The following is a 22,460-nucleotide window of genomic DNA, read 5'->3' on the forward strand; positions in this document are numbered from 1 at the left end:
GGACGGACGAATCGTGGAGAACCTGATCGCGCTGCTCGTCGCGGCGCCCCTGCTCGGAGCGGCGGTGCTGCTCTGCGGCGGCCGCCGCCTCGACAAGACCGGCCACTGGATCGGCACGGCGCTCGCCGCCGCGTCCTTCGTCCTCGGCGTGGTGCTCTTCGCCGACATGCTCGGCAAGGACGCCGACGACCGCGCCCTGCACAGCACCCTGTTCAGCTGGATTCCGGTGGAGGGCTTCCAGGCCGACATCGCCTTCCAGCTCGACCAGCTGTCGATGACCTTCGTGCTGCTGATCACGGGCGTCGGCACCCTGATCCACGTCTACTCCATCGGGTACATGGAGCACGACGAGCGGCGCCGCCGCTTCTTCGGCTATCTGAACCTGTTCCTCGCGGCGATGCTCGTCCTGGTCATCGCCGACAACTACCTGCTGCTGTACGTTGGCTGGGAGGGTGTGGGCCTCGCCTCGTACCTGCTCATCGGCTTCTGGCAGCACAAGCCCAGTGCGGCCACGGCCGCGAAGAAGGCGTTCCTGGTCAACCGCGTCGGTGACATCGGCCTCTCCATCGCGATCATGCTGATGTTCACCACCTTCGGCACCTTCGCCTTCGGCCCGGTCCTCGGCGCGGTGGGCGAGACCTCCGAGGGCACCCTCACCGCGATCGGCCTGATGCTCCTCCTCGCGGCCTGCGGCAAGTCGGCCCAGGTGCCGCTCCAGTCCTGGCTGGGGGACGCGATGGAGGGCCCGACCCCGGTCTCGGCCCTGATCCACGCGGCCACGATGGTGACCGCCGGCGTCTATCTGATCGTCCGCTCCGGCGCGATCTTCAACGCGGCGCCGGACGCCCAGCTCGCGGTCGTGATCGTCGGTGCCGTCACCCTCCTCTTCGGTGCGATCGTCGGTTGCGCCAAGGACGACATCAAGAAGGCGCTGGCCGGCTCGACGATGTCGCAGATCGGGTACATGGTGCTGGCCGCGGGCCTCGGCCCGATCGGCTACGCCTTCGCGATCATGCACCTGGTGACGCACGGCTTCTTCAAGGCCGGGCTCTTCCTCGGCGCGGGCTCCGTGATGCACGGCATGAACGACGAGGTCGACATGCGCAAGTACGGCGGCCTGCGGAAATACATGCCGATCACCTTCGTCACCTTCGGCCTCGGCTATCTGGCGATCATCGGCTTCCCCGGGCTCTCCGGCTTCTGGTCCAAGGACAAGATCATCGAGGCGGCCTTCGCCTACGACGACGGCATCCGCGGCTGGATCTTCGGCGGGGTGGCCCTGCTCGGCGCCGGGATCACCGCGTTCTACATGACCCGCGTGATGATCATGACCTTCTTCGGTGAGAAGCGCTGGCAGCCGACAGCGTCCGAAAGCGGCTCCGCCGCGGGGGAAGGCCATGAGCCCCACCCGCACGAGTCCCCGAAGTCCATGACCATCCCGATGATCGTGCTCGCCTTCGGCTCGGTCTTCGCGGGCGGCTTCCTCGCCATCGGCGACCGTTTCGCCAACTGGCTCGCCCCGGTGACCCAGTTCGAGCACCCGCACCCGGTGATCAGCGTCCCCGCCATCACCGCTTCCACGGTCGTCGTGCTGCTGATCGGCGCCGCGATCGCCTGGGCGATGTACGGGCGCGGGCCGGTGCCGGTCACCGCGCCGCGCGGCTCCCTGCTCACCCGGGCCGCCCGCCGCGACCTCTACCAGGACGACGTCAACCATGTGGTCCTGGTCCGCGGTGGCGAACACCTCACCCGGTCCCTGGTGTACGTCGACCACACCCTGGTCGACGGAGTGGTCAACGGCACGGCCGCCGGCTTCGGCGGGCTCTCCGGCCGGCTGCGCAGGCTGCAGAACGGCTACGCCCGCACCTACGCGGTCTCGATGTTCGGCGGTGCGGCGGTCCTCATCGCCGCGACCCTGCTGATGAGGGCGGTCTGACGATGTCCTTCCCGATCCTGACCGCCACGGCGGTCCTGCCCGCGGTCGGCGCCATCGCCACCGCGGCGGTGCCCGCCGGCCGGCGCACCGCCGCCAAGTGGCTGGCCCTGCTGTTCTCCCTGGCCACCCTGGTCCTCGCGGCGATCGTGCTGGTCCGCTTCGAGCCCGGGGGCGCCCGCTACCAGCTCACCGAGTCGCACGCCTGGATCGCCGACTTCGGCGTCCGCTACGAACTCGGCGTCGACGGCATCGGCGTGGTGATGGTGGCGCTGACCGCGCTGCTGATCCCGTTCGTGATCGTGGCCGGCTGGAACGACGCCGATCCCATGGAAACCACCTCCAAGCGGTGGCGTCCGACCCAGGGCTTCTTCGCCCTGATCCTCATGGTCGAGGCGATGGTGATCCTCTCCTTCGAGGCCACCGACGTCTTCCTCTTCTACATCCTGTTCGAAGCCATGCTGATCCCGATGTACTTCCTCATCGGCGGCTTCGGCGACCGCGCCCACGCGGGCAGCGACGAGAAGGCGGCGGCCCAGCGGTCGTACGCGGCGGTCAAGTTCCTCCTCTACAACCTGGTCGGCGGCCTGATCATGCTGGCCGCCGTCATCGGGCTGTACGTGGTCGCGGGCAGCTTCTCGCTCACCGAGATCGCCGAGGCCCGCGCGAGCGGGCAGTTCGAGATGGCGACCAACACCGAACGGCTGCTCTTCCTGGGCTTCTTCTTCGCCTTCGCGGTGAAGGCCCCGCTCTGGCCGCTGCACACCTGGCTGCCGAACGCGATGGGGGAGGCGACCGCCCCGGTCGCCGTGCTGATCACCGCGGTGGTCGACAAGGTGGGCACCTTCGCGATGCTCCGCTTCTGCCTCCAGCTCTTCCCGGAGGCGTCCAAGTGGGCCACCCCGGCGATCATCGTGCTGGCGCTGGTCAGCATCGTGTACGGCGCCCTGCTGGCGGTCGGCCAGCGGGACATCAAGCGCCTGGTCGCCTATGCGTCCATCTCCCACTTCGGCTTCATCATCCTGGGCATCTTCGCGATGACCAGCCAGGGCCAGTCGGGCGCCACGCTCTACATGGTCAACCACGGCATCTCCACCGCGGCCCTGATGCTGGTGGCCGGCTTCCTGATCTCTCGGCGCGGCTCCCGGCTCATCGCCGACTACGGCGGGGTGCAGAAGGTGGCCCCGGTCCTGGCCGGCACCTTCCTGATCGGCGGTCTGGCGACCCTGTCGCTGCCCGGACTCGCCCCGTTCGTCAGCGAGTTCCTGGTCCTGGTCGGCACCTTCTCCGTCTACCCGGTGGCCGGGATCATCGCGACCTCCGGCATCGTCCTCGCCGCGCTCTACACCCTGGTGCTCTACCAGCGCACCATGACGGGCCCGGTGAAGGCCGAGGTCCAGGGGATGCCGGACCTCAAGGCACGTGAACTGGCCGTGGTGGCACCGCTGATCGCGCTGCTGATCTTCCTCGGCGTGTTCCCGAAGCCGGTCACCGAGATCGTCAACCCGGCCGTGGAGCACACGATGTCCGATGTACAGAAGAAGGACCCCCGGCCCGAGGTGGAGGCGTCCAAGTGAGCAGCGCAGTCGTCCACAGCCTGTGGACACAGGCCGCGGAGGTGGAGCCGATGAGCAAGCTCCCCACCCCGCACATCGAGTACGCCCAGCTCGCGCCGGTGCTGATCGTGGTCGGCGCGGCCGTCCTCGGCATCCTGGTCGAGGCGTTCGTCCCGCGCCGGGCCCGCTACCACACCCAGGTGTTCCTCGCGGTGGTCGCGCTCGCCGCCTCCTTCGCGGCGGTGGTCGCGCTCGCCGCCGGCGGGTACGGCACGACCAAGGCGCACATCGCGGCGATGGGCGCCATCGCGGTGGACGGCCCGGCGCTGTTCCTCCAGGGCACCATCCTGCTGTCGTCGGTGGTCGCCCTCTTCACCTTCGCGGAGCGGCGCCTCGACCCCTCGACGCACGGCAACCGGGTCGACTCCTTCGTCGCCGAGGCCGCCGCGGTGCCCGGCAGCGACCACGAGAAGGCCGCGGTGAAGGCCGGGTTCACCACCACCGAGGTCTTCCCGATCATGATGTTCGCGGTCGCGGGCCTGCTGGTCTTCCCGGCGGCCAACGACCTGCTGACCCTCTTCATCGCGCTGGAGGTCTTCTCCCTCCCGCTGTACCTGCTCTGCGCCCTGGCCCGCCGCAAGCGGCTCATGTCGCAGGAGGCCGCGGTGAAGTACTTCCTCCTCGGCGCCTTCGCCTCCGCGTTCCTCCTCTTCGGCATCGCCCTCCTCTACGGGTACGCGGGCTCGGTCTCCTACGCCCGGATCGCGGACGTGGTCGACGGCAGTGTCACCGGGATCGACCCGGCCCTCGCCGACACCATGGGGAACGACGCGCTGCTGCTGATCGGCGGCGCGATGCTCCTGATGGGCCTGCTGTTCAAGGTGGGCGCGGTGCCGTTCCACATGTGGACCCCGGACGTCTACCAGGGCGCGCCGACCCCGGTCACCGGCTTCATGGCCGCGGCCACCAAGGTCGCCGCGTTCGGCGCGCTGCTGCGCCTGCTGTACGTGGTGCTGCCGGGCCTGACCTGGGACTGGCGGCCGGTCATGTGGGGCGTCGCGATCGTCACCATGCTGGGCGGCGCGATCGTGGCCATCACACAGACCGACATCAAGCGGCTGCTGGCCTACTCCTCGATCGCGCACGCGGGGTTCATCCTCGCCGGTGTGATCGCGACCAACCCGGAGGGCATCTCCTCGGTGCTGTTCTACCTGCTGGCGTACTCCTTCGTGACCATCGGCGCCTTCGCGGTCGTCACCCTGGTCCGCGACCCCGGCGGCGAGGCGACGCACCTGTCCAAGTGGGCGGGCCTCGGCCGGCGTTCCCCGCTGGTCGCCGCGGTCTTCGCGGTCTTCCTGCTCGCCTTCGCGGGCATCCCGCTGACCTCGGGCTTCGCCGGGAAGTTCGCGGTCTTCAAGGCGGCGGCGGAGGGCGGCGCGGGAGCGCTGGTCGTGGTCGGTGTGATCTCCTCGGCGATCGCCGCGTTCTTCTACATCCGGGTCATCGTGCTGATGTTCTTCAGCGAGCCCAAGCCGGAGGGCCCCACGGTCGCGGTGCCCTCCCCGCTGACGATGACCACGATCGGCGTGGGCGTCGCGGTGACCCTGGTCCTCGGCGTCGCCCCGCAGTACTTCCTGGACCTGGCGAGCCAGGCGGGCGTGTTCGTCCGCTGACTCCACGGTCCGCGACGTGCGGAAGGTCCGGCGCCTCCTCGGGGGAGGGGCCGGACCTCCGGCGTGCGCGGCGACGCCCTCCCGTGGTCAACCCGGCCGCCCCCGCCCGCGTCCTCTGTCACGGCGGGCACCCGACCAGTGCCCCGCCACGGGACGACGGCACGAGCGGGCAGGAGCCATGGGGGAACGAATGAGCAGCGACCGGCACGACGAGGACGGGGCGGCGGCGACCACCGCGGAGGAGCGGGACCGGGCCGAGCCGGAGACCGGGCCCTCGGGGCCCGAGGCCCCCGGCACCTCCGAGGCCCCCGGCACCCCGGACGACCCCGATGCCGATCCTGATTCCGATGCCGCCCGGGCCGGCACCTGGCCGGTGGTCCTGCTGGCCCCGGCCCTCCTCGTGCTGCGCTTCTTCGGCGAGCACACCTGGGTGTACTGGGCCACCGCGGTGGCGGGCGCGCTCGGCGTCATCGCGTCCGCGGTGGTCCTCGCCGCGTGCGTCTCCGACCTCCGCCACGGCCGCCACCGCCTCCACGCCGTCGGCGTGGCCCTCCTTCTGGCGGGCGGGAGCCTCGTCACCATCGCCCGCCTGATCGAATTGCGCCCCGGCGGCTAACGCGGCTACGAGGGCCGGGCGCGGCGCCGCTTGGCGGTGATCTCCGTGAGATCCAGGTCCACGGCGAACGGGGCGTCGACCTTCAGCCGTTCACGGAAGATCCCGGTGGGGGTGTACACGCCGGTGGACGGCTCCAGGTCGAAGACGTACACGACCGCCTTGCCGGCCTCGTTCTCCACGCGCCAGTAGTGAGGGATCTTGGCGCGGGCGTACTTGAGCGGCTTGGTCTCCCGGTCCCGGGTCAGGGACTCGGGGGACACCACCTCGATCGCCAGCAGCACGGTCTGCGCCGGGAAGCGGGTCTGCTCCGGGTCCTGGATCACATGCTCCGGGACGACGACGACATCCGGTTCGGGCCGGTTCTGGCGGTCGACGTCGATGGTGAACTCGCGGACGACCTCGAAGTCCTCGGGCGCCAGCGCATGCAACTGCCAGGTGAAGAAGTCCACGGCACGCGAGTGGAAGAGGGTCTGCGGACTCACGAAGACGAGGCTCCCGTCGATCAGCTCCGTGTGCGGAGGCAGGTTCGGAAGCGTGTCCAGGTCGTCGGCGGTCCAGCCGCCCACGGGCGGGACCGGCCACTCGGCCTGCTGTGCCGTCGGTTCCACGCTCATCAGTGCTCCCATGCGACGGAGTCTCGCGGCCCCGTCCAGCGTATCCGGATCAATGGGATCAACACCCCGCGAACGTGTGTACGGGTCGCCTCTGGTTGACGGGCGCGGAGGCGGGGTTCCGTCCGGTCGCCACCGCGTGGCAGGGTGGCCCCGCGCCGATTGGTCTGGACCGGAACGAGGTTGTCGCGGCCCCCGCGCCCGGACCGGGGCCGTGGAGAGGAGAGGCGATGCGCGGCACGACCGTCCCGCCGGGGACCCCCTGCCCGACGCCCCCGGAGGGCGTCTGGCCGATGCACCGGCTGGAGGTGCCGATGCCGAACGCGGTGCCGTTCGCGATCGGCACCTTCGACACCATCGGGCCGCTGTCCCGGGCCGACTTCCCGCACCGGCACACCTTCTGGGAGATCGTCCATGTCACCGGAGGCACCGGCGCCCATGTGGTCGACCTCGCCCGCTGGGAGCTGGACCCGCCGCATCTCGGGGTGATCGCGCCCGGACAGGTCCACCACTGGGAGGACGCCCACGGACTGGACGGGACCGTGGTGCTGTTCACGGAGGACTTCCTGCTCGACCACCCCGGCGACCGGGACCTGCTGCGCGCCCTCGCCGGACGGCCCTGGCGGACGCCTGACGCGGCGGCCGGCGCGGAGACCGCCCTGCTTCTGGCCGAGCTGGCCGCGGAGCACCGGCGGGGCGCCGAGGGCTTCGGCTCGGTGCTGCGCGCCCTGCTGCACGTCCTCGTGGTCCGGGCGGCCCGCGCGGCGGGCCCCGCCGGGGCCGCCCCGGTGTCCGGGCGCTCCGGCGCGGTCGCCGAGGAGTTCGTCCGCCTGGTCACGGCGGGCGACCCGGCCCTGTGGTCGGTGCGCGGCTGCGCCCGGCGCATCGGCGTCACCACCGGGTACCTCACCGAGGCGGTGAAGGCGGCCACCGGCCGCACACCCGGCCGACTGGTCCGTGAGGCCCGCGCCCACGAGGCCAAACGGCTGCTGGCCCGGACCGGGCTGTCGGTCCGTCAGGTCGCGGCCCGGACCGGCTTCACGGACCCCGCCTACTTCTGCCGCTTCTTCCGCCGCGAGACCGGGCTCAGCCCCGGCGAGTTCCGGCGCGGCGGCGGGGCGAACGGCGAGACGGGCGGTGGGGCGGACGGCGCGGGCGGGGCGGGCCCGGGCGGTATTCACCACGTCCCCCGGGTTCCGTCCATCGATCGCCCGGGTGCGCCCGCCTAGGTTCGGTGCCGATCCCCGAAGCCCCCACAAGGAGCAGGCATGGACGGCGACACCACCCCCGACGGGACCACCCCCGGTGAGGCGGCCACCCCCGGCGGCACCACCCCCGACCGGCGTCCCAGCCGCAAGACCGTGCTGCGGGCCGCGCTCGCCGCGTCGGTCGCGGCCCCGGCCGCCCTGATCGGCGTTCCGGCCCTGGCCCGTACCGCGCCGGACACGGCCACGGACCTCGAACCCACCCCGCAGTGCGACGACGGCGACGACCCCACGCCGCCGCAGATGGAGGGCCCCTACTTCAAGCCCGACTCGCCCCGCAGGACCTCACTCCTGGAGCCGGGCACCCCCGGCACCCGGCTGACCGTGACGGGGTACGTCTTCGGGCGGGCCTGCCGCCCGATCCCGGGCGTCCTGCTCGACTTCTGGCAGGCGGACGTCAACGGCGCCTACGACAACACGGGGTTCCGCTTCCGCGGGCACCAGTTCACCGACGCGCAGGGCGCGTTCCGCCTCACCACGATCGTGCCGGGCCTGTACCCGGGGCGCACCCGCCACCTGCACGTCAAGGCGCAGGCCCCCGGGCGGCCGGTGCTGACCACGCAGCTCTACTTCCCGGGCGAACCGCGCAACAACACCGACGCGCTGTTCGACCCCCGGCTGCTGATGACCGTGCGGGACGCGGGCGGCGCCCGGGAGGCGGCGTTCGACTTCGTGCTGGACGTGGCCCAGCAGCCGGGCCCGGGGCCCTCCCCGACCGGCGGCCCGACCACCCCGCCGCCGGGCGGGGCCTGGCGCGCCGGGGCGTCCTACGCGGCGGGCGACCGGGTCACCCACGGCGGCGCGGCCTATGTGTGCCTCCAGGCCCACCTGGCCCAGCCGGGCTGGGAACCCCCGTCCGTCCCCGCCCTCTGGCGCGCCGCCTGACCGGGCCCGGGAGCCCTTCCGCCCCGTTCCGGGCCCGGCGTCCGCCCCGAACCGAGCCTCAGAAAGAAGCAGACGGAACGATCCGGCCGGTGACTTCGCCGAACCCGACACGCACCCCGTCCGGGCCCGGGGCCCAGGCCGTGAGGGTGACCTCGTCGCCGTCCTCCAGGAAGGTGCGCTTGCCGTCCGGGAGTTCGATGGCGTCGCGGCCGTTCCAGGTCAGCTCCAGCAGGGAGCCGCGCTGGTTCACCTCGGGACCGCTCACCGTGCCGGAGCCGTACACGTCACCGGTGCGCAGGGACGCGCCGTTCACGGTCATATGGGTGAGCTGCTGGGCCGCCGTCCAGTACATCGAGGCGAACGGCGGCTCCGCGACCACCGTGCCGTTGATCGCCACCGAGATCCGCAGGTCGAAGCCGCCGGGCTCCTCCTCCGCGGAGTCGTCCAGGTACGGCAGGAGGTCGAAGTCCCGGGCGGGCGGCGCGGTCCGGGCCGCGTCCAGGGCCTCCAGCGGGGTCACCCACGCGGAGACCGAGGTGGCGAAGGACTTGCCCAGGAACGGGCCGAGCGGCACGTACTCCCACGCCTGGATGTCCCGCGCCGACCAGTCGTTGAGCAGGAACAGCCCGAAGACATGGTCGCGGAAGGAGTCGAGCGGGACGGGGGTGCCGAGCGCGGACGGGGTGCCGACGACGAAGCCGACCTCGGCCTCGATGTCCAGCTTCACGGACGGTCCGAAGACCGGCGCCGGGTCGGTGGGCGCCTTGCGCTGCCCGGAGGGGCGTGCCACGTCCGTCCCGGAGACCACGATCGTGCCGGAGCGGCCGTGGTAACCGATGGGCAGGTGCTTCCAGTTGGGGGTGAGCGCGTCGCCGTCCGGGCGGAAGATCCGGCCCACGTTGGTCGCGTGGTGCTCGCTGGCGTAGAAGTCGACGTAGTCGGCCACCTCGTACGGCAGGTGCATGGTCACGGCGGAGAGCGGGTGCAGCAGGGGCTCTATGTCCGGCCGGTGGGCGGGGACGGTGACCCAGGCGGTGAGGGCGCGGCGCACATCACGCCAGACGGTCCGCCCGGCCGCCAGCAGGGGGTTGAGGCTCGGCCGGCCGAGCAGGTCCGCGTAGGGGGAGCCGAGGGCGAGGGCGGCCGCCCCGGCGTCCAGGACGTGATCGCCGATCCGCACACCGAGCCTGCGGCGCTCGGGGTCGTCCGCGGTGGTGAAGACGCCGTACGGGAGGTTGTGCGGGCCGAAGGGATCGCCCTCGGCCACGTCGAGCGGGCTCTGCTCGGACATCGGTGCCTGCCTCGCTTTCCACGGGTGTGGACGACACGTTACGTGGGCGCGCCGCCCGCCACACCGGTGCCCCGCGCCGCCCGGCGGCCCCTCGTGCTCAGCCCGCCGGGACCCGGCCCCGGAACCCCGTCCGGGCGGCCGCTCAGCCTGCCGTGCGCGGGATGCGCCGCTCCCAGGTGCGGTGGAAGACGACCTCGTCGCCGTCCCGGCAGACGACCTCGTCCGCGGTGACGAAGTCCGCCGCGTCGCAGGAGAGCTCCGAGCGGGTGGTGATCCGCACGTCCCAGGCGAGTTCGGGGCGGTGGAGGCGGACGGTCCAGTCGGCGCGGGCGTGGGCGGAGAGGGGGTCGTCCTCCTGGATCGTGTACGTCTCGACGGCGTCCTCGGTGAACTCCAGACCGTCCGGGTGGACCCGGGTCCCGAGGTGCGGGTCCGCCTCCAGCCGCCAGGTGCCCGCGGCCACGTCCCGGACCACCAGCCGCTCGGGGCGCGGTTCGTCGAGGGTGGCGGGGACGGTGACCTGGACGGGTTCGGACTGCTCGGGCTCCTCGAAGCGGATGCCGGCGTCCTCGGGGTGGGCGGCCGCGTCACGTACGGGCAGCTCCAGCCGGGAGCCCGCCGGGTCCAGGGTGAAGCCGCCCGCGTCCGGCTGCGGCCAGATCCAGGGCCAGTACGCCGAGGAGACCGCGAGCCGGATGCGGTGGCCCGGCGGGAAGGCGTACCCGGCGCCGGCCAGCTCGAAGGTCACCTCCTCGCTCTCCCCGGGGGGCCAGGGCACGGCCCGGTCCGGGCCCCGGCGGGCGGAGAGGTTGAGCACGCCCCGGGTCACCAGGGTCGAGGAGCCGTCCGGGGCCACGTCGCAGAGCCGGGCGGCCACCTGCCCGCGCGGGGCCTCCGCGCGCAGCCGCAGGGTCACCCGGGGCCGTCCCAGGATCTCCACCGGGGCCCCGGCCACGGGGAACTCGAAGCTCGCCGAGCGGGCGTCCTCCTCGCGCTGGTCGGGCGGCAGATCGGCGTCCTCGCCGCGCGGGAGGAACCGGCCGGCGTCGAGGCCGGTCCGCTGCGGGGAGCGCACCAGGACCGGATCGCCGGCCAGCGCGTAGGCCACCGGGGTGACGTACGGGGAGGGCCACGCCGGGTCCCCGACCCAGCGGCCGGGCGGGTCGGGGCAGGCGGCGGGCGGCCGGTGCGAGGCGCTGATCCAGGAGCGCAGCAGGGGCTCGTCCATGACGTCGTTGTCCGCGTCCTTCAGATGCCGGTCCCACCAGCGCAGGGTCTCCTGGAGGAAGCCGATCGCCGGGCCGGACGGCAGGTCCCGGTCCGGGTACTGGTGCGACCAGGGCCCGATCAGCCCGCGCACCCGGTCCGCGGGCAGCTGCTCGACCAGCCGCAGCACGGTGTCCCGGTACGGGTCGTGCCGGCCGCCCACCGCGAGGACGGCCGCCCGGATCGCGGAGCGGTCCTCGCGGACGCCGCCGCTGCGCCCGTCGTCGCCGCGCCCGTCGTCGCCGCGCCCGTCGCCGTCGCACCCGTCGTCGCCGCGCCCGTCGCCGTCGCACCCGTCGTCGCCGCGCCAGTAGTCGTCGCGGAGCTGGTGGGCGAGCCAGGTGCGCACGGGCGGTTCCACCGCCTCCAGCCGCTCCAGCCACTGCTCCCGCCAGCCCTCCCCGGCGTGCAGCGGGTCCGGCGGGCGGACGACCAGGGCCAGCGCGGCCGCGGACCGGGCGTGCGTCCCCGTGGCGAGGACGGAGCCGCCCAGGTAGTGGACATTGTTGTCGTACCGGTCGTCCGGCGCGCAGACCGCGACGACCGCCTTGAGCGGCCCGGGCGCGCGGGCGGCGATCCTCAGGGCGTCGCCGCCGCCCCGGCCGATCCCGAACATGCCCACCCGGCCGGTGCACCAAGGCCGCGCCGCCAGCCACTCCACGACCGCGACCCCGTCCGCGAGCTCCCGCTCGTCGTACGGGCCGCCGGGCAGCCCCTCGCTGTTGCCGTGCCCGCGCGCGTCGACCCGCACCGAGGCGTACCCGTGCCCGGCGTACCAGGGGTGGCGCCGGCTGTCGCGGGGCGCGGTCCGGTCGGTGAGCCGGTCCGGCAGGTACTCCAGCAGCGCGGGAACCGGTTCGCCGGAGACCGGACGCCAGAGGCGGGCGTGGAGGCGGGTGCCGTCGGGCAGGGGGATGCGGAGGTCCTCGTGGGCGGTCTCGTACGGCAGGTCGGTACGGATGCGCATGGGCGGTGCCTCCCGGTGGCGGCCCGCGTGCCGAGGAGCGGGAACTCCTCCCGCCGGACGGCGCAAAGCGGGCGTGACGGCATCGAAAAGAACATACCGGCGGGTGCAGGAAGGCGCTCACGGTGATCGAAAGCCGACCGGATACGCTGACATGAGCGAATCCAGCGACACATCGACAATCCGTGTGATCGTCAGCAGACAGGAGACCCCCTCGTGACCGTCGTCGGGCCGTTCGGGCTGAGCGTGCGGGACCAGGCTCTTGAGGCCGATGTCCAGACCGGGCTGTCGGCTGTCGAGGAGGGCCTGCTCGAAGCCACCAAGAGCGAGGTGCCCTTCATCACGGAGGCCGCCCAGCACCTGGTCCGCGCGGGCGGCAAGCGTTTCCGTCCGCTGCTGGTGATGCTGGCCGCCCAGTTCGGCGACCCCTACGCGCCGGGTGTCGTGCCCTCGGCCGTCGTCGTCGAGCTGACCCACCTCGCCACGCTGTACCACGACGACGTGATGGACGAGGCGGAGGTGCGGCGCGGGGTGCCCAGCGCCAATTCCCGCTGGGACAACTCGGTGGCCGTCCTGACCGGCGACTTCCTCTTCGCCCGCGCCTCGCACATCCTGGCCGACCTCGGCCCGGAGGCGGTGCGGGTCCAGGCGGAGGCGTTCGAGCGCCTGGTCACCGGCCAGATCCTGGAGACCGCGGGGCCGCGCGACGGCCGCGACCCGGTCGACCACTACCTCGACGTCCTCGCGGGCAAGACCGGCTCGCTGGTCGCCGTCTCCTGCCGCTTCGGCGCGATGATGGCGGGCGCCGAGGAGCGGGTCACCGAGGTCCTGACCCAGTACGGCGAGCGGCTCGGCGTGGCCTTCCAGCTCGCCGACGACGTGCTCGACATCGCCTCCGACTCCCACGAGTCCGGCAAGACCCCCGGCACCGACCTGCGCGAGGGCATCGCGACCCTGCCCGTCCTCCTGCTGCGCGCGGCGGCCGAGGCGGGCGGACGGCCCGAGGACGCCGAACTGGTCGCCCTGCTGGAGAGCGACCTCGCCGACGACGCCCGGCACGCGGAGGCCCTGCGCCTGCTCCGCGCCCACCCCGCCCTGGAGCAGGCCCGCCGGGAGACCGTGCGCTACGCCGAGGAGGCGCGGACGATGCTCGCGCCGCTGCCGGACGGCTATGCCAAGGCGGCCCTGGAGGAGCTGTGCGACGCGGTGGTGCACCGCGCCGGCTGACGCCCCTTGTGCGCCGGGCCGGGGCCGGTAACCCCGAGTCCGGGGGCGCTCCGCCCCTACGGGACGGGGGAGAGGCCGGGCCGGTTGTCATACCCGAGGGGTACGCGGGTTTGCTTCCGGGGGCTGACGCCTGAGGGGCCGTCCGTTTGGTCATATGGACAACACCACCCCTGACCAACCACGGAGGTAGGGCACACCATGGCACCGAACGACAGCGCACACACCACCGGCGAGGCCCCGGGCCCCGCGGTGGGCCGCCGCAGGGCCGCCCGCTATGTCGTCCCCCTGGCGGTGGCCGGTGTGGCGGCGGGAACCATCGGCCTCGTGCCGGCGCTCGCCAACTCCGGTGACCCCGAGCTGCCGAAGGTCACCGCCCGCGAGCTGATCGAGAAGATCGCGGCCTCGGACACCCAGCAGCTCTCCGGCACGGTGAAGATCAGCACCGACCTCGGGCTGCCGGCCATGGACGGGCTCCTCGGCTCCGTCGCGGGGGCCTCCGGCGACGGCGCGTCCGCCGACCCGCGGGCCAAGCTGACCGAACTCGCCTCCGGCACCCACACCCTGCGCATCGCGGCCGACGGCCCGGAGCGCCAGAAGCTCACCCTCGTCGACGGCTCCGAGGAGTACAGCCTCATCCGCAACGGCGACGAGGTCTGGGCCTGGGACAGCGCCTCGAAGGAGGCGTTCCGGGCCGAGGAGCCCGCCGGCGAGCACGGCGGGGACGCGAAGCCGGACCCGTCCGCCGAACTGCCCGCCACCCCGAAGGAGTTCGCCGACGAGCTGCTGGAGTTCTCCGGCGACACCACCTCCTACCGGGTCGGCGGCACGGCCCGGGTCGCGGGCCGGGACGCGTACCAGCTCGTCGTCGCGCCCGAGCAGAAGGGCTCGACGGTCAAGTCGGTCACCATCGCGGTCGACGCGAAGACCGGCACCCCGCTGAAGTTCACCCTCACGCCCAGCGGCGGCGGCAAGGCCGTGATCGACGCGGGCTTCACCCGGGTCGACTTCGCCAAGCCCGCCGCGTCCACCTTCGACTTCACCCCGCCGAAGGGCGCGAAGATCACCGAGGCCGACGAGGTGGACAAGGCGGCGGAGGCGTCCGGCGCCGACCAGGGCCGGGACAAGGCCAAGGGCAAGGACGACGCGGAACTCCCGGGCGGGCCCGCCGGGCTGCTCGGCGCCGAGGGCCCGGAGGTCATCGGCGAGGGCTGGACGTCGATCCTCACCGTCGGCGGCTCGGACGAGGCGTCCGGGAACGGGAAGGGCCAGGCCGAGAAGGGTGAACTCCCGGCGGAGGCGGGCCAGTTCCTGGACTCCATCGGCGACAAGGTCAGCGGCAGGTTCGGGACGGGCACGGTCTTCTCGACCCGCCTGGTGAACGCGCTGATGACCGACGACGGCACGGTCTACGTCGGCGCCGTCACCAAGGACGCGCTGCTCGACGCGGCGAACAAGGCCGCCAAGGGCTGACGCCCGTTTCCCGGGTGAACCCGCGCCCCGCCACCGGAGTCCGGTGGCGGGGCGCCCTGTTGGAGAGGGCCTGCGGGCGGCGGACCGGTGGTGATCGTCCGTGAGTATGATTTGACCAATCGGTTACCAACGGGGGTAGGTGCTGTGATCCGCGTGATCGTTGTGGACGAGGAGTCGCTGGCTCGTTCGGCTCTGGTCGGCATCCTGGGAGCGGAACCCGACATGGAGGTGGTCGCGGACTGCGACCGCGCCGAATCAGCCGCCCGGATCCGAGCCTGCCGGCCCGACGTGGTGCTCCTCGGCTTCTCGATGCCGGCGGCGGACGGCTTCTCCGTCCTCGCCGATGTGCGCACCATGCCCGGTCGGCCGGCGGTGGCGGTGCTCGCGGCTTTCGCCGGGGAGGAGCACGTCTCGGCCGCGCTGCGCCTCGGGGCGGACGGGTTCCTGCTCAAGGACATGGCCCCGGAGCAGCTCGTCCACTCGGTCCGGATCCTCGCGGGCGGTGGAGGAGTTCTCGCGCCGGTGGTCGGGCGCCAGGTCATCGACGGCTACCTCGCGACCCGGGGAGGGCGGGGTGACCGGGACCTCCTCACCTCCCTGACCTCCCGCGAGCGGGAAGTGCTGGGCTGCCTGACGGACGGGCTGTCCAATCAGGGGATCGCGGCGAGGCTGCACATGGGAGTCAGCACGGTCAAGGAGCACGTCAGCGCCATCCTGCTCAAGCTGAAGGTCGGCAACCGCGTGCAGGCGGCACTGCTCGCCCAGCGCAACGGGCTGAACTGCGCCGCGTCCGGGGCGGACGGGGCGGCCCGGGGCCGGGAAGCCGCCGGCTGACGCGGGCGACCGGGACTGCGGGCGGCCGGGCCGTCGGCGCTCCCGGACGGTGCCCGGGCCGGCCGCCGAGGTTCAGGAGCACGGAAACCACTTGCCATGATGGACAGCAGTTCCTCTATACTTTCCAATATGGAAAGTAACTCGCCCTCATCGACCTCCTCCGGGCTGCCCGACGCCGAGGCGGCTCGTCGCGCGTTGGGCGAGGCGGCGGCCTCAAGGGCGCGCGTCGCCGACAGCGTGTCGAGCCCCTGGTGGTTCCACAGCGGCCTCGGGCTGGCCTTCGCTCTTGTCTGCGTGTCCATCAGCCTGCGGTGGGCCAACTGGGCCATGGGGCCGTTCGTGCTCGTGGTCCTGGGGCTCGGCTGGGCCCTCAGGCGGAGCAGCGGCATCTCGTTCGACCGCTACACGAGCACTCCCGGCGCGGCCCGCGTCTTCGGGGCGTACCTGCTGGCCTGCCTGGTGCTGGTGGCATCCGGTATGACGCTGGAGTGGGGCTTCGGCGTCCCCTGGGCCGTCGCCGGCGCGGGGCTGGTCACCGGTGTGCTCACGGTGGTGATGGGGCACCGCGTCGACACGACCGTGCGTCGGGAACTGCGGGAGGGCCGGTGACCGAACCCCGCTTCGACGCGGTGATCCATGCGCCGAACCGGCTCCAGATCTGCTCCCTGCTGGCGGCCGTCGACGCCATGGAGTTCTCCCGGGTCCGGGAGAGCCTCGGGGTGAGCGACTCCGTCCTCAGCAAGCACCTCAAGGTGCTGGAGGAGGCGGGGTACGTGGAGGTGACCAAGACGCGGGGGGCGTCGTACCCCCGTACCTGGGTCGGGCTCACCCGTGACGGGCGGCGTGCCCTGGCGGGGCACACCGCGGAACTGCGCCGCATCGTCGCCCTCGCGGACGCCCCCTCGAGCGCCGACAGGGAGGCCCTGCCTCCCGACTGATCGCATCCGACGGCGGGCCGCCCGTGCGGCCCGCACCCCATCTGTCCGGTCATCACTTGAGAGGTTTCGCTTGACCACCGAGACCCGGAGTGCACCGGCCGCTTCCTCGCGCCCACTCGACAAGCCCTGGCTGCCGTGGGCGGGAGCGCCGTCGACCAGAGACCTCGTCTGCTGGTACGGAATGTGGCTGGTGTTCGCCTATTCATTCGCCATGTGGCCCTTGCGGCCCTGGCTCATCGGCTCCCACCCGGTGCTGCTGGAAATGCTGACGGGAACCCAGACGGCCATGACCGTCGCGGGCGCCGCAGCGCGCGTCGGGGACACCCCGCTGCTGATCGCCTTCGCCGCGGGCGTCTTCGGGATGATGAAGTTCGCGTGGGTGTTCTGGTGGGCAGGCCGCCTCTGGGGCGGCAACATCGTCGGGATGCTCACCGGCCCGCCCGGACCTGCCGCCGCAGCGGCCGACACCTCACCCGCCGGATCCCCGGCGGAGACCTCCGCGGGGGCACCGGGTGAGGACGTCCCCGCCTCCCCGGGGGACACCGGCACGGCCGGGGGCGGCCCACCGGGCCCCGACAGCGCCCGGAACCGGAAGTTCATCGCCGCCGCGGTCGTCCTCGCGCCGCTGCCCCTCGTCCCCAGTCCCCTGGCGTTCGCGTCGGCGGGCTGGGTGGGGATGGGACTCTGGGCGTTCCTCGGCCTCAACGCCGTCGGCGCCGCGGTGTGGACGGGCATGTTCACCCTTCTCGGTTACGCCATCGGGCAACCTGCGGTCGACCTGGCGGAGACCATCACCGACCACGCCGTCTGGGTCTCGCTCGCCGTCATCGTCGGGATGTTCCTGCTCCGTGCGGTGCAGAACCGCCGTGCGGCGCGGGGGTGAGCGGGTGATCACGACACTGATCGTCCACGACGAACCGCTGCTGCGCGCCGGCCTGCGCCTGATCGTCGAGGCGGCGGACGGGATGACGGCATGTCAGGCGGGCGGGGCGGACGCACTGACGGAGGCCCGGCGCCGCAGCCCGGATGTGGTGTTGCTCGACCTGCGGTTGTGGACCGCCGACGGACTCCGTGTCCTCGACGGTCTGCTCGAACTGCCCGGACCGCCGCGGGTCGCCGTGCTGCCGGGGCCCTCCGCCGACGAGCCCGTCCTCACCGCGCTGAGCCGCGGGGCGGCGGGCTGCCTGCTGCAGGACACAGGTCCCGAGGAACTCGTGGCCTCGGTCCGCGCGCTCGCCGCCGGCTCGACGGTCCTGTCCCGGCTCGCGTCCGCCCGGCTCCTGAGGGAACTGGGCACGGAGGTCCAGGACAACGCGGACACGGCCCGGGCCCGCAGACTCACCCAGGTGCTGAACGCCCGCGAGCGGGATGTGCTCGCGATGCTCGCGGAGGGGCTGCCCAACGCCGGTATCGGCCGCAGCCTCGGGCTCGGCACGGCAACCGTCAAGGACTGCGTGAGCGACATCCTCACCAAGCTGAACGTCACCAACCGGGTACAGGCGGCCGTGATCGCCGACCGGGCGAAGCTGGAGGTGCGTCAGCCCTCGCCCCCGCCGGGGTGCGCCGCCTGACCCGCGGCCTCCTGCGCAACGGACACGCCCGCGGCCTGCTCCACGGGGCAGCGGACCGCGCCCTCCCGGCCTCGCCATGACACGGCGGGCTCCGGCCGTCACTCCGGCCGGAGCCCGCCGTGCCGCGTTCCGGCCGCGTGCCCCGCCCCGCGCCGGGCGATGGCAGGCCCCGGAGCCCCCGGACCCCGCCGAAGCAGGGGAAGCACCGCCGACCGGCGGTCGGCGGACGGTGAACCGCCCGCCGACCGGGGGCGCACCGCCTACCCGAGGCGGGTGGTGGGACCCCGAGTCGCGGGGCGAGACTCGTCGTGCCCCGGCGGGAGAGCGGCACAACCGACGTCCGCCGAGGCAGATCTTCAACGGGGGACACATGCTCACAACAGAACCAGTCGTGTCCGGTGCCCCGGACGCGGTCCGGGAAGCAGTCGGCGCGAAGCGGCGTGCGACGGGGTTCCGTCCGGTGGACCTGGGTGCTGTGCCCGCGGTCGACGCCCTGCTCGACAGCATCGGCGCGGGTGCCTTCCTGCGGGACTCCGTCACCGCTCCGGTCGGCCGCAACCAGGCATGGCTCGGGCGCACGTCCGGCGGACGCGAGGTGTTCGTCAAGCGGCTCGTGGGGCCCGGCCCCGACATGCGGGCACGGATGGCACGGCTGCTGTCCTTCGAGGACTTCGTCCGGGACGTGCCCGGTCTGCGAGGCCGTGTGCCGGTCATGCTGGGGCACGACGAGGCGGAACACCTCGTCGTCTTCGAGCGCATCGAGGCCCGCGGCGGCGCCGAGCTGATGGTGGACGAGACCTTCGGGGGCGACCTCGCCGAGTCCGTCGGCAGCACCGTCGGTCTGCTGCACGCGGCCGACGCGGCCCGGCCGCTGGACGACAGCACTCCCTCCCTCCCGGACGCCTCGATCCTGCACGGGATGCCGCTCGGGCTGTACAACAGCCTCAGTCACGCCGAACTTGAGGCGTGGCGGCTGATGCAGCACGACGCGCCGCTCGTCGACGCGATCGAACGGCTGCAGCGGCAGGAGGCGGAGGCCCCCGGGGTGCCCACCCACTGCGACCTGCGCGTGGACCAGCTCCTGGTCCGTGGGGACGGGACACCCGTTCTCACGGACTGGGAGGAATTCCGTGCCGGTGACGCGGCCAGGGACGTCGGCTCCTTCGCCGGTGAATGGCTCTACCGCTCGGTCCTGGACATCGTCACCCACCGCGGCGACCCCGGATCCGCCTTCGCCGACATGGAACTGACGCACGAACAGGTACTGCAGCGCGGAGCGGCACGGATGGAGCGCCTGCTCCCGCTGGTGCACCGCTTCTGGACGGGCTACCGCTCCGTGCCCCGCCCGCTCGACGCGGGCTTTCCCGCCCGCGCCACCGCGTTCGCCGGATGGCACCTGCTCGACAGGCTGATCGCGGGCGCCGCGCAGGGGCAGCGTCTCTCCGGCATCGAGCGTGCCGCGGCGGGTGTCGGCCGGCGGGCCCTCCTGACGCCGGACAGGTTCGCGCACATTCTGGGATTCGAGGACGTGTCATGAGCAGCGGAACGACCGGCACCGGAACCATCGGCGCCGGAGCGGCGGGCACCGCAATCGCGGGCGGAACACCGGGCGGTGAGGGGCCGGCCCCGGAGCTGCTTCGGGCGGGGCGCTCGGTCCGGGTACTGCCGGACCGTTCGGGGGCGACCGTGGGCGGCCGGACCATCGAGGCCGACAGCCCGAGGGAGCTGCGGCGGCTGCTCGCCGACGCGCTCTATCAGGAACTGCACGCCGGCCTCGACGTCGCCGACGAGGGACTGCCCTTCCGGCTGCGCGACCCGGAGTTCGAGAAGCTGCTCGCGGAGGGGGTGCCGCACCGTGCCACCACCCTGCGTGCGCTGATGGCCGGGCCCGGGACGGACACCCACCTCGTGGAACTGGGCGGCGTCCGTGTCCGGGTGCCCGTCGACCAGGTGCGCGGCGCCGAAGGGGCGGTTCCCGGCTCGCTCGTCGAGGTGGTCAACACCCCACTGCGTCCGGCCCTGTCCCCCGGCTTCTTCCTCGTCGAGGGAACGGCCCCGCACCGGTCCGCCGGACTCCTGCGGGTCTACGTCCACATCACCGACTGGACCGCCGCACCGGCGATCTGGCGCACCGCACTGCACCACCTGGAGGACTGCGGCGCGGTCTACCGGGCGAAGGTCGTCTCCTCCAAGTACCTCTACCCGAGGCGGGACGCGCTCGTCGTCTACCTGGACGAGAGCAGCGCCCATCTCGCGCCCGGGCTCGCCGCGGTCCTCGGGGACCTGCCCGGAGTCGGTCCGGAGACCTCGCTGTTCACCCGTCGGCTCCGGCCGGGTGTGGCCACCGCCTGGGAGCCGAACGACCCCGCCCCCGCGATGCGGGGCCTGAGCTTCGGCCAGCACCGCGCCGGGGTCCTGGCCGAGGCGCTGGTCGACACCGCCGACGACCCGGACGCGTTCCCCCGGGTCCTGCGCACCCTGCTCGTGCGGGCCGGTGTCGACCCCGAGGACCCCTCGCAGAACGTCAGCCCGCCCGCTGCCTGAAACCGCTCCTCCCGGACCGGCCCTTCCCGGTCCGGGAGGCGGCCCGCCCCGCCCCCACCCGCACCCCGGTGCCGGGGGACCGTCCGGCGGTGCCGCGTCGTCCAGGGCTGAAGTGCTTTCCAGGGGGCGTAACCGCGCCCCCTGGATTCAGGTCAGAACTGAACGAGAGTGAAGAGAACATGAGCAACAAGAGCACCGTCATCGCGGACCTCGTCGCCGGCTACGACGCCTACACCGAGGTCGACGAGCTCAACGTCAGCGCCGCCGCCGGCGCGCCGGCGACCACCTGGGTGTGTGTCTCGGTCGCCGCGTCCCGTGCCAGCTCCGTCAAGTGCGGCGCCTGGGCGAGCGCCGGCGCCAGCGCCGTCAGCGGCGCCACCTACGAGATCACCTGCTGAGTGATCCCTCGCGTGCTCCGTCCCGCCGCCCGGCGGGACGGGGACCCGTGACCGAGAGGAGGTGACGAATGAAGACCACGACGATCATGGAACTCGCCGCGGGCTACGACGCCTACGCCGACGCGGAGGAGCTGGAGCTCGGTGCGGCGGCCGAGGCTCCCGCCAGCACTCCGCTGTGCGCGGCCGCGGCCAGCGCGGGCGTGTCCTGGATGGCCAGCCAGTTCTCGGCCAGGACCATCAAGGGCGGTTGCTGAGCCGCCGTGCGGCCCGGGCACGGACGACCACCGGTCGCCGTGCCCGGGCCCCGGGCCTGCCCTGCCCGCCCGGCAGTCGGCCGCGCACGTCCCGGCTCGCCCGCCCGCATGTACTTCGCACCACCACACCCGAACCCTCCCAGGAGCACCGACCCATGGACGACCTCGCCCACGCCAGGAATCTCGTCGACCTCGCCGATCTGCTGCGTCCGGCCGCGGTCCGCGCCGCGGCGACGCTCGGGGTGGCCGACCACATCGCCGCGGGCACCGGCGACCCCGGGGAGCTGGCCCGCCTCTGCGACGCCCGCACGGACCGGTTCGACAGCCTGCTGGACTATCTCGTCGCCCTGGGACTGCTGCGCCGCGACGAGTCCGGCGGCGTGGAGCTGACCGCCGCGGGGCAGCCACTGCGCGAGGACCACCCCGCCTCCGTGCGGGAGTTCCTCCGTCTGGACGGCATGTTCGGCCGGTCGGACACGGCCCTGCTCGGGCTCGTGCACACCCTGCGCACCGGGGAGCCGGCGCACGTCGGCATGTTCGGGGAGGGCTACTGGGAAAGCCTGGACACCCGGCCCGAGTTCGCCGGCGCGCTGGCTCGCGTCACCGCCGACCAACTCGTTTTCGACGGTGAACTCGTGGTGGAGGCATACGACTGGTCGGGCGTCCGCAGTGTGGCGGACATCGGAGGGAACACCGGTGCCCTGCTCGTCAACCTGCTGCGCGGGCACGGGCACCTGAGCGGCACCCTCGTCGATCTGCCGGGCACCGCGGCACTCGCCCGCGACCACTTCGCGGCCACGGGTCTCGCGGGCCGCGCCACCGCGGTCGGCGGCAGCTTCTTCGAGCCGCTGCCCACGGGCCACGACGTCTACCTCCTTTCCGCCGTCCTCGCCGACTGGGACGACGAGCGCGCGACGGCGATCCTCCGCCGCTGCGCCGAGGCAGCCGGCCCCGGCGGCAGGGTGCTGGTGGCCGAGGTCAGCCTCCGCCCCGACCCCGCGGACCCGGAGGCGGCCAGGTCCGGGCTGTGGGTGCGGGCCATGATGCCGCACCCCGTGCGCACGGTGGCGGAGCTGACGGAGCTGGGCCGGGCGGCCGGACTGAAGGCGACCTGGGAGGGTCCCGCCACCCCCGTCCGCTCCCTGATCGAGTTCACGGCCTGAA

Annotated in this window: 21 protein-coding genes; 18 read left to right on the forward strand and 3 right to left on the reverse strand. The window is 73.1% G+C overall.

Annotated elements, in window-relative coordinates; translation table 11 throughout:
- Nucleotides 1-13: 13 nt before the first annotated feature.
- The 4 genes from nuoL to ABZ457_RS06025 all read left to right on the forward strand — a co-directional run bounded on the left by nuoL (nt 14) and on the right by ABZ457_RS06025 (nt 5,778).
- Nucleotides 14-1,936 carry an NADH-quinone oxidoreductase subunit L gene (nuoL, locus tag ABZ457_RS06010; protein WP_359154339.1) on the forward strand — a complete coding sequence of 641 codons (1,923 nt, stop codon included), beginning with the start codon at nt 14-16 and terminating at the stop codon, nt 1,934-1,936.
- Between the two features lie 2 nt (nt 1,937-1,938).
- A complete protein-coding gene (locus ABZ457_RS06015) occupies nt 1,939-3,510 on the forward strand; it encodes an NADH-quinone oxidoreductase subunit M (protein WP_359154341.1) in 1,572 nt (523 codons plus the stop codon).
- Nucleotides 3,507-5,162 (forward strand): NADH-quinone oxidoreductase subunit NuoN, encoded by a 1,656-nt coding sequence (gene nuoN / locus ABZ457_RS06020; protein WP_359154343.1) that lies wholly within the window; start codon nt 3,507-3,509, stop codon nt 5,160-5,162. Before ABZ457_RS06015 ends, nuoN begins: the two co-directional genes overlap by 4 nt.
- A 190-nt stretch (nt 5,163-5,352) precedes the next feature.
- The gene (locus tag ABZ457_RS06025) at nt 5,353-5,778 is read left to right on the forward strand and encodes a hypothetical protein (protein ID WP_359154345.1); all 426 of its coding nucleotides are present in this window, start codon (nt 5,353-5,355) and stop codon (nt 5,776-5,778) included.
- A 5-nt stretch (nt 5,779-5,783) separates the two neighbouring features.
- Here the strand turns inward: ABZ457_RS06025 and ABZ457_RS06030 are convergent, their stop codons facing one another.
- Nucleotides 5,784-6,392 carry a Uma2 family endonuclease gene (locus ABZ457_RS06030; RefSeq protein WP_359154416.1) on the reverse strand — a complete coding sequence of 203 codons (609 nt, stop codon included), beginning with the start codon at nt 6,390-6,392 and terminating at the stop codon, nt 5,784-5,786.
- A gap of 227 nt (nt 6,393-6,619) precedes the next feature.
- Here ABZ457_RS06030 and ABZ457_RS06035 point away from each other — a divergent pair, with 227 nt between their 5' ends.
- Entirely contained in the window at nt 6,620-7,618 is a 999-nt protein-coding gene (locus ABZ457_RS06035; protein WP_359154347.1) for an AraC family transcriptional regulator, read from the forward strand.
- A gap of 39 nt (nt 7,619-7,657) precedes the next feature.
- Nucleotides 7,658-8,539 carry a carbohydrate-binding protein gene (locus ABZ457_RS06040; protein WP_359154349.1) on the forward strand — a complete coding sequence of 294 codons (882 nt, stop codon included), beginning with the start codon at nt 7,658-7,660 and terminating at the stop codon, nt 8,537-8,539.
- Between the two features lie 58 nt (nt 8,540-8,597).
- On the opposite strand, the gene fahA is transcribed toward ABZ457_RS06040, so the two are convergent.
- Both fahA and ABZ457_RS06050 read right to left on the reverse strand, forming a co-directional pair.
- Nucleotides 8,598-9,830 (reverse strand): fumarylacetoacetase, encoded by a 1,233-nt coding sequence (gene fahA / locus ABZ457_RS06045; RefSeq protein WP_359154351.1) that lies wholly within the window; start codon nt 9,828-9,830, stop codon nt 8,598-8,600.
- A gap of 142 nt (nt 9,831-9,972) precedes the next feature.
- Nucleotides 9,973-12,063: a CocE/NonD family hydrolase gene (locus tag ABZ457_RS06050; RefSeq protein WP_359154353.1), complete on the reverse strand. Its 2,091-nt coding sequence runs from the start codon at nt 12,061-12,063 to the stop codon at nt 9,973-9,975.
- Between the two features lie 213 nt (nt 12,064-12,276).
- Here ABZ457_RS06050 and ABZ457_RS06055 point away from each other — a divergent pair, with 213 nt between their 5' ends.
- The 12 genes from ABZ457_RS06055 (at nt 12,277) to ABZ457_RS06110 (ending at nt 22,459) form a co-directional block, all read left to right on the forward strand.
- Entirely contained in the window at nt 12,277-13,287 is a 1,011-nt protein-coding gene (locus tag ABZ457_RS06055; protein WP_359154355.1) for a polyprenyl synthetase family protein, read from the forward strand.
- A 198-nt stretch (nt 13,288-13,485) separates the two neighbouring features.
- Entirely contained in the window at nt 13,486-14,757 is a 1,272-nt protein-coding gene (locus tag ABZ457_RS06060) for a DUF2092 domain-containing protein (protein WP_359154357.1), read from the forward strand.
- 153 nt (nt 14,758-14,910) lie between these two features.
- A complete protein-coding gene (locus tag ABZ457_RS06065) occupies nt 14,911-15,591 on the forward strand; it encodes a response regulator transcription factor (protein WP_359154359.1) in 681 nt (226 codons plus the stop codon).
- 129 nt (nt 15,592-15,720) lie between these two features.
- Entirely contained in the window at nt 15,721-16,200 is a 480-nt protein-coding gene (locus ABZ457_RS06070; RefSeq protein WP_359154361.1) for a hypothetical protein, read from the forward strand.
- Entirely contained in the window at nt 16,197-16,529 is a 333-nt protein-coding gene (locus ABZ457_RS06075) for a transcriptional regulator (RefSeq protein WP_359154363.1), read from the forward strand. The genes ABZ457_RS06070 and ABZ457_RS06075 overlap by 4 nt, the downstream gene beginning before the upstream one ends.
- A gap of 70 nt (nt 16,530-16,599) precedes the next feature.
- Nucleotides 16,600-17,412 (forward strand): hypothetical protein, encoded by an 813-nt coding sequence (locus ABZ457_RS06080; protein ID WP_359154365.1) that lies wholly within the window; start codon nt 16,600-16,602, stop codon nt 17,410-17,412.
- Nucleotides 17,413-17,416: 4 nt separating this feature from the next.
- Nucleotides 17,417-18,100, forward strand: a complete 684-nt coding sequence (locus tag ABZ457_RS06085; RefSeq protein WP_359154367.1) for a response regulator transcription factor — start codon at nt 17,417-17,419, stop codon at nt 18,098-18,100.
- 460 nt (nt 18,101-18,560) lie between these two features.
- Nucleotides 18,561-19,637, forward strand: coding sequence for a class V lanthionine synthetase subunit LxmK (lxmK, locus tag ABZ457_RS06090; protein WP_359154370.1), 1,077 nt, complete (start codon nt 18,561-18,563; stop codon nt 19,635-19,637).
- Nucleotides 19,634-20,644 carry a T3SS effector HopA1 family protein gene (locus ABZ457_RS06095; protein ID WP_359154372.1) on the forward strand — a complete coding sequence of 337 codons (1,011 nt, stop codon included), beginning with the start codon at nt 19,634-19,636 and terminating at the stop codon, nt 20,642-20,644. Before lxmK ends, ABZ457_RS06095 begins: the two co-directional genes overlap by 4 nt.
- A gap of 179 nt (nt 20,645-20,823) precedes the next feature.
- Nucleotides 20,824-21,042 carry an LxmA leader domain family RiPP gene (locus ABZ457_RS06100; protein WP_359154374.1) on the forward strand — a complete coding sequence of 73 codons (219 nt, stop codon included), beginning with the start codon at nt 20,824-20,826 and terminating at the stop codon, nt 21,040-21,042.
- Between the two features lie 68 nt (nt 21,043-21,110).
- A complete protein-coding gene (locus tag ABZ457_RS06105; protein WP_359154376.1) occupies nt 21,111-21,296 on the forward strand; it encodes an LxmA leader domain family RiPP in 186 nt (61 codons plus the stop codon).
- Between the two features lie 155 nt (nt 21,297-21,451).
- Nucleotides 21,452-22,459, forward strand: a complete 1,008-nt coding sequence (locus tag ABZ457_RS06110) for a methyltransferase (protein WP_359154378.1) — start codon at nt 21,452-21,454, stop codon at nt 22,457-22,459.
- Nucleotide 22,460 lies beyond the last annotated feature (1 nt).

The organism is Streptomyces sp. NPDC005805, from assembly GCF_040630445.1.
Classification (GTDB): domain Bacteria; phylum Actinomycetota; class Actinomycetes; order Streptomycetales; family Streptomycetaceae; genus Streptomyces.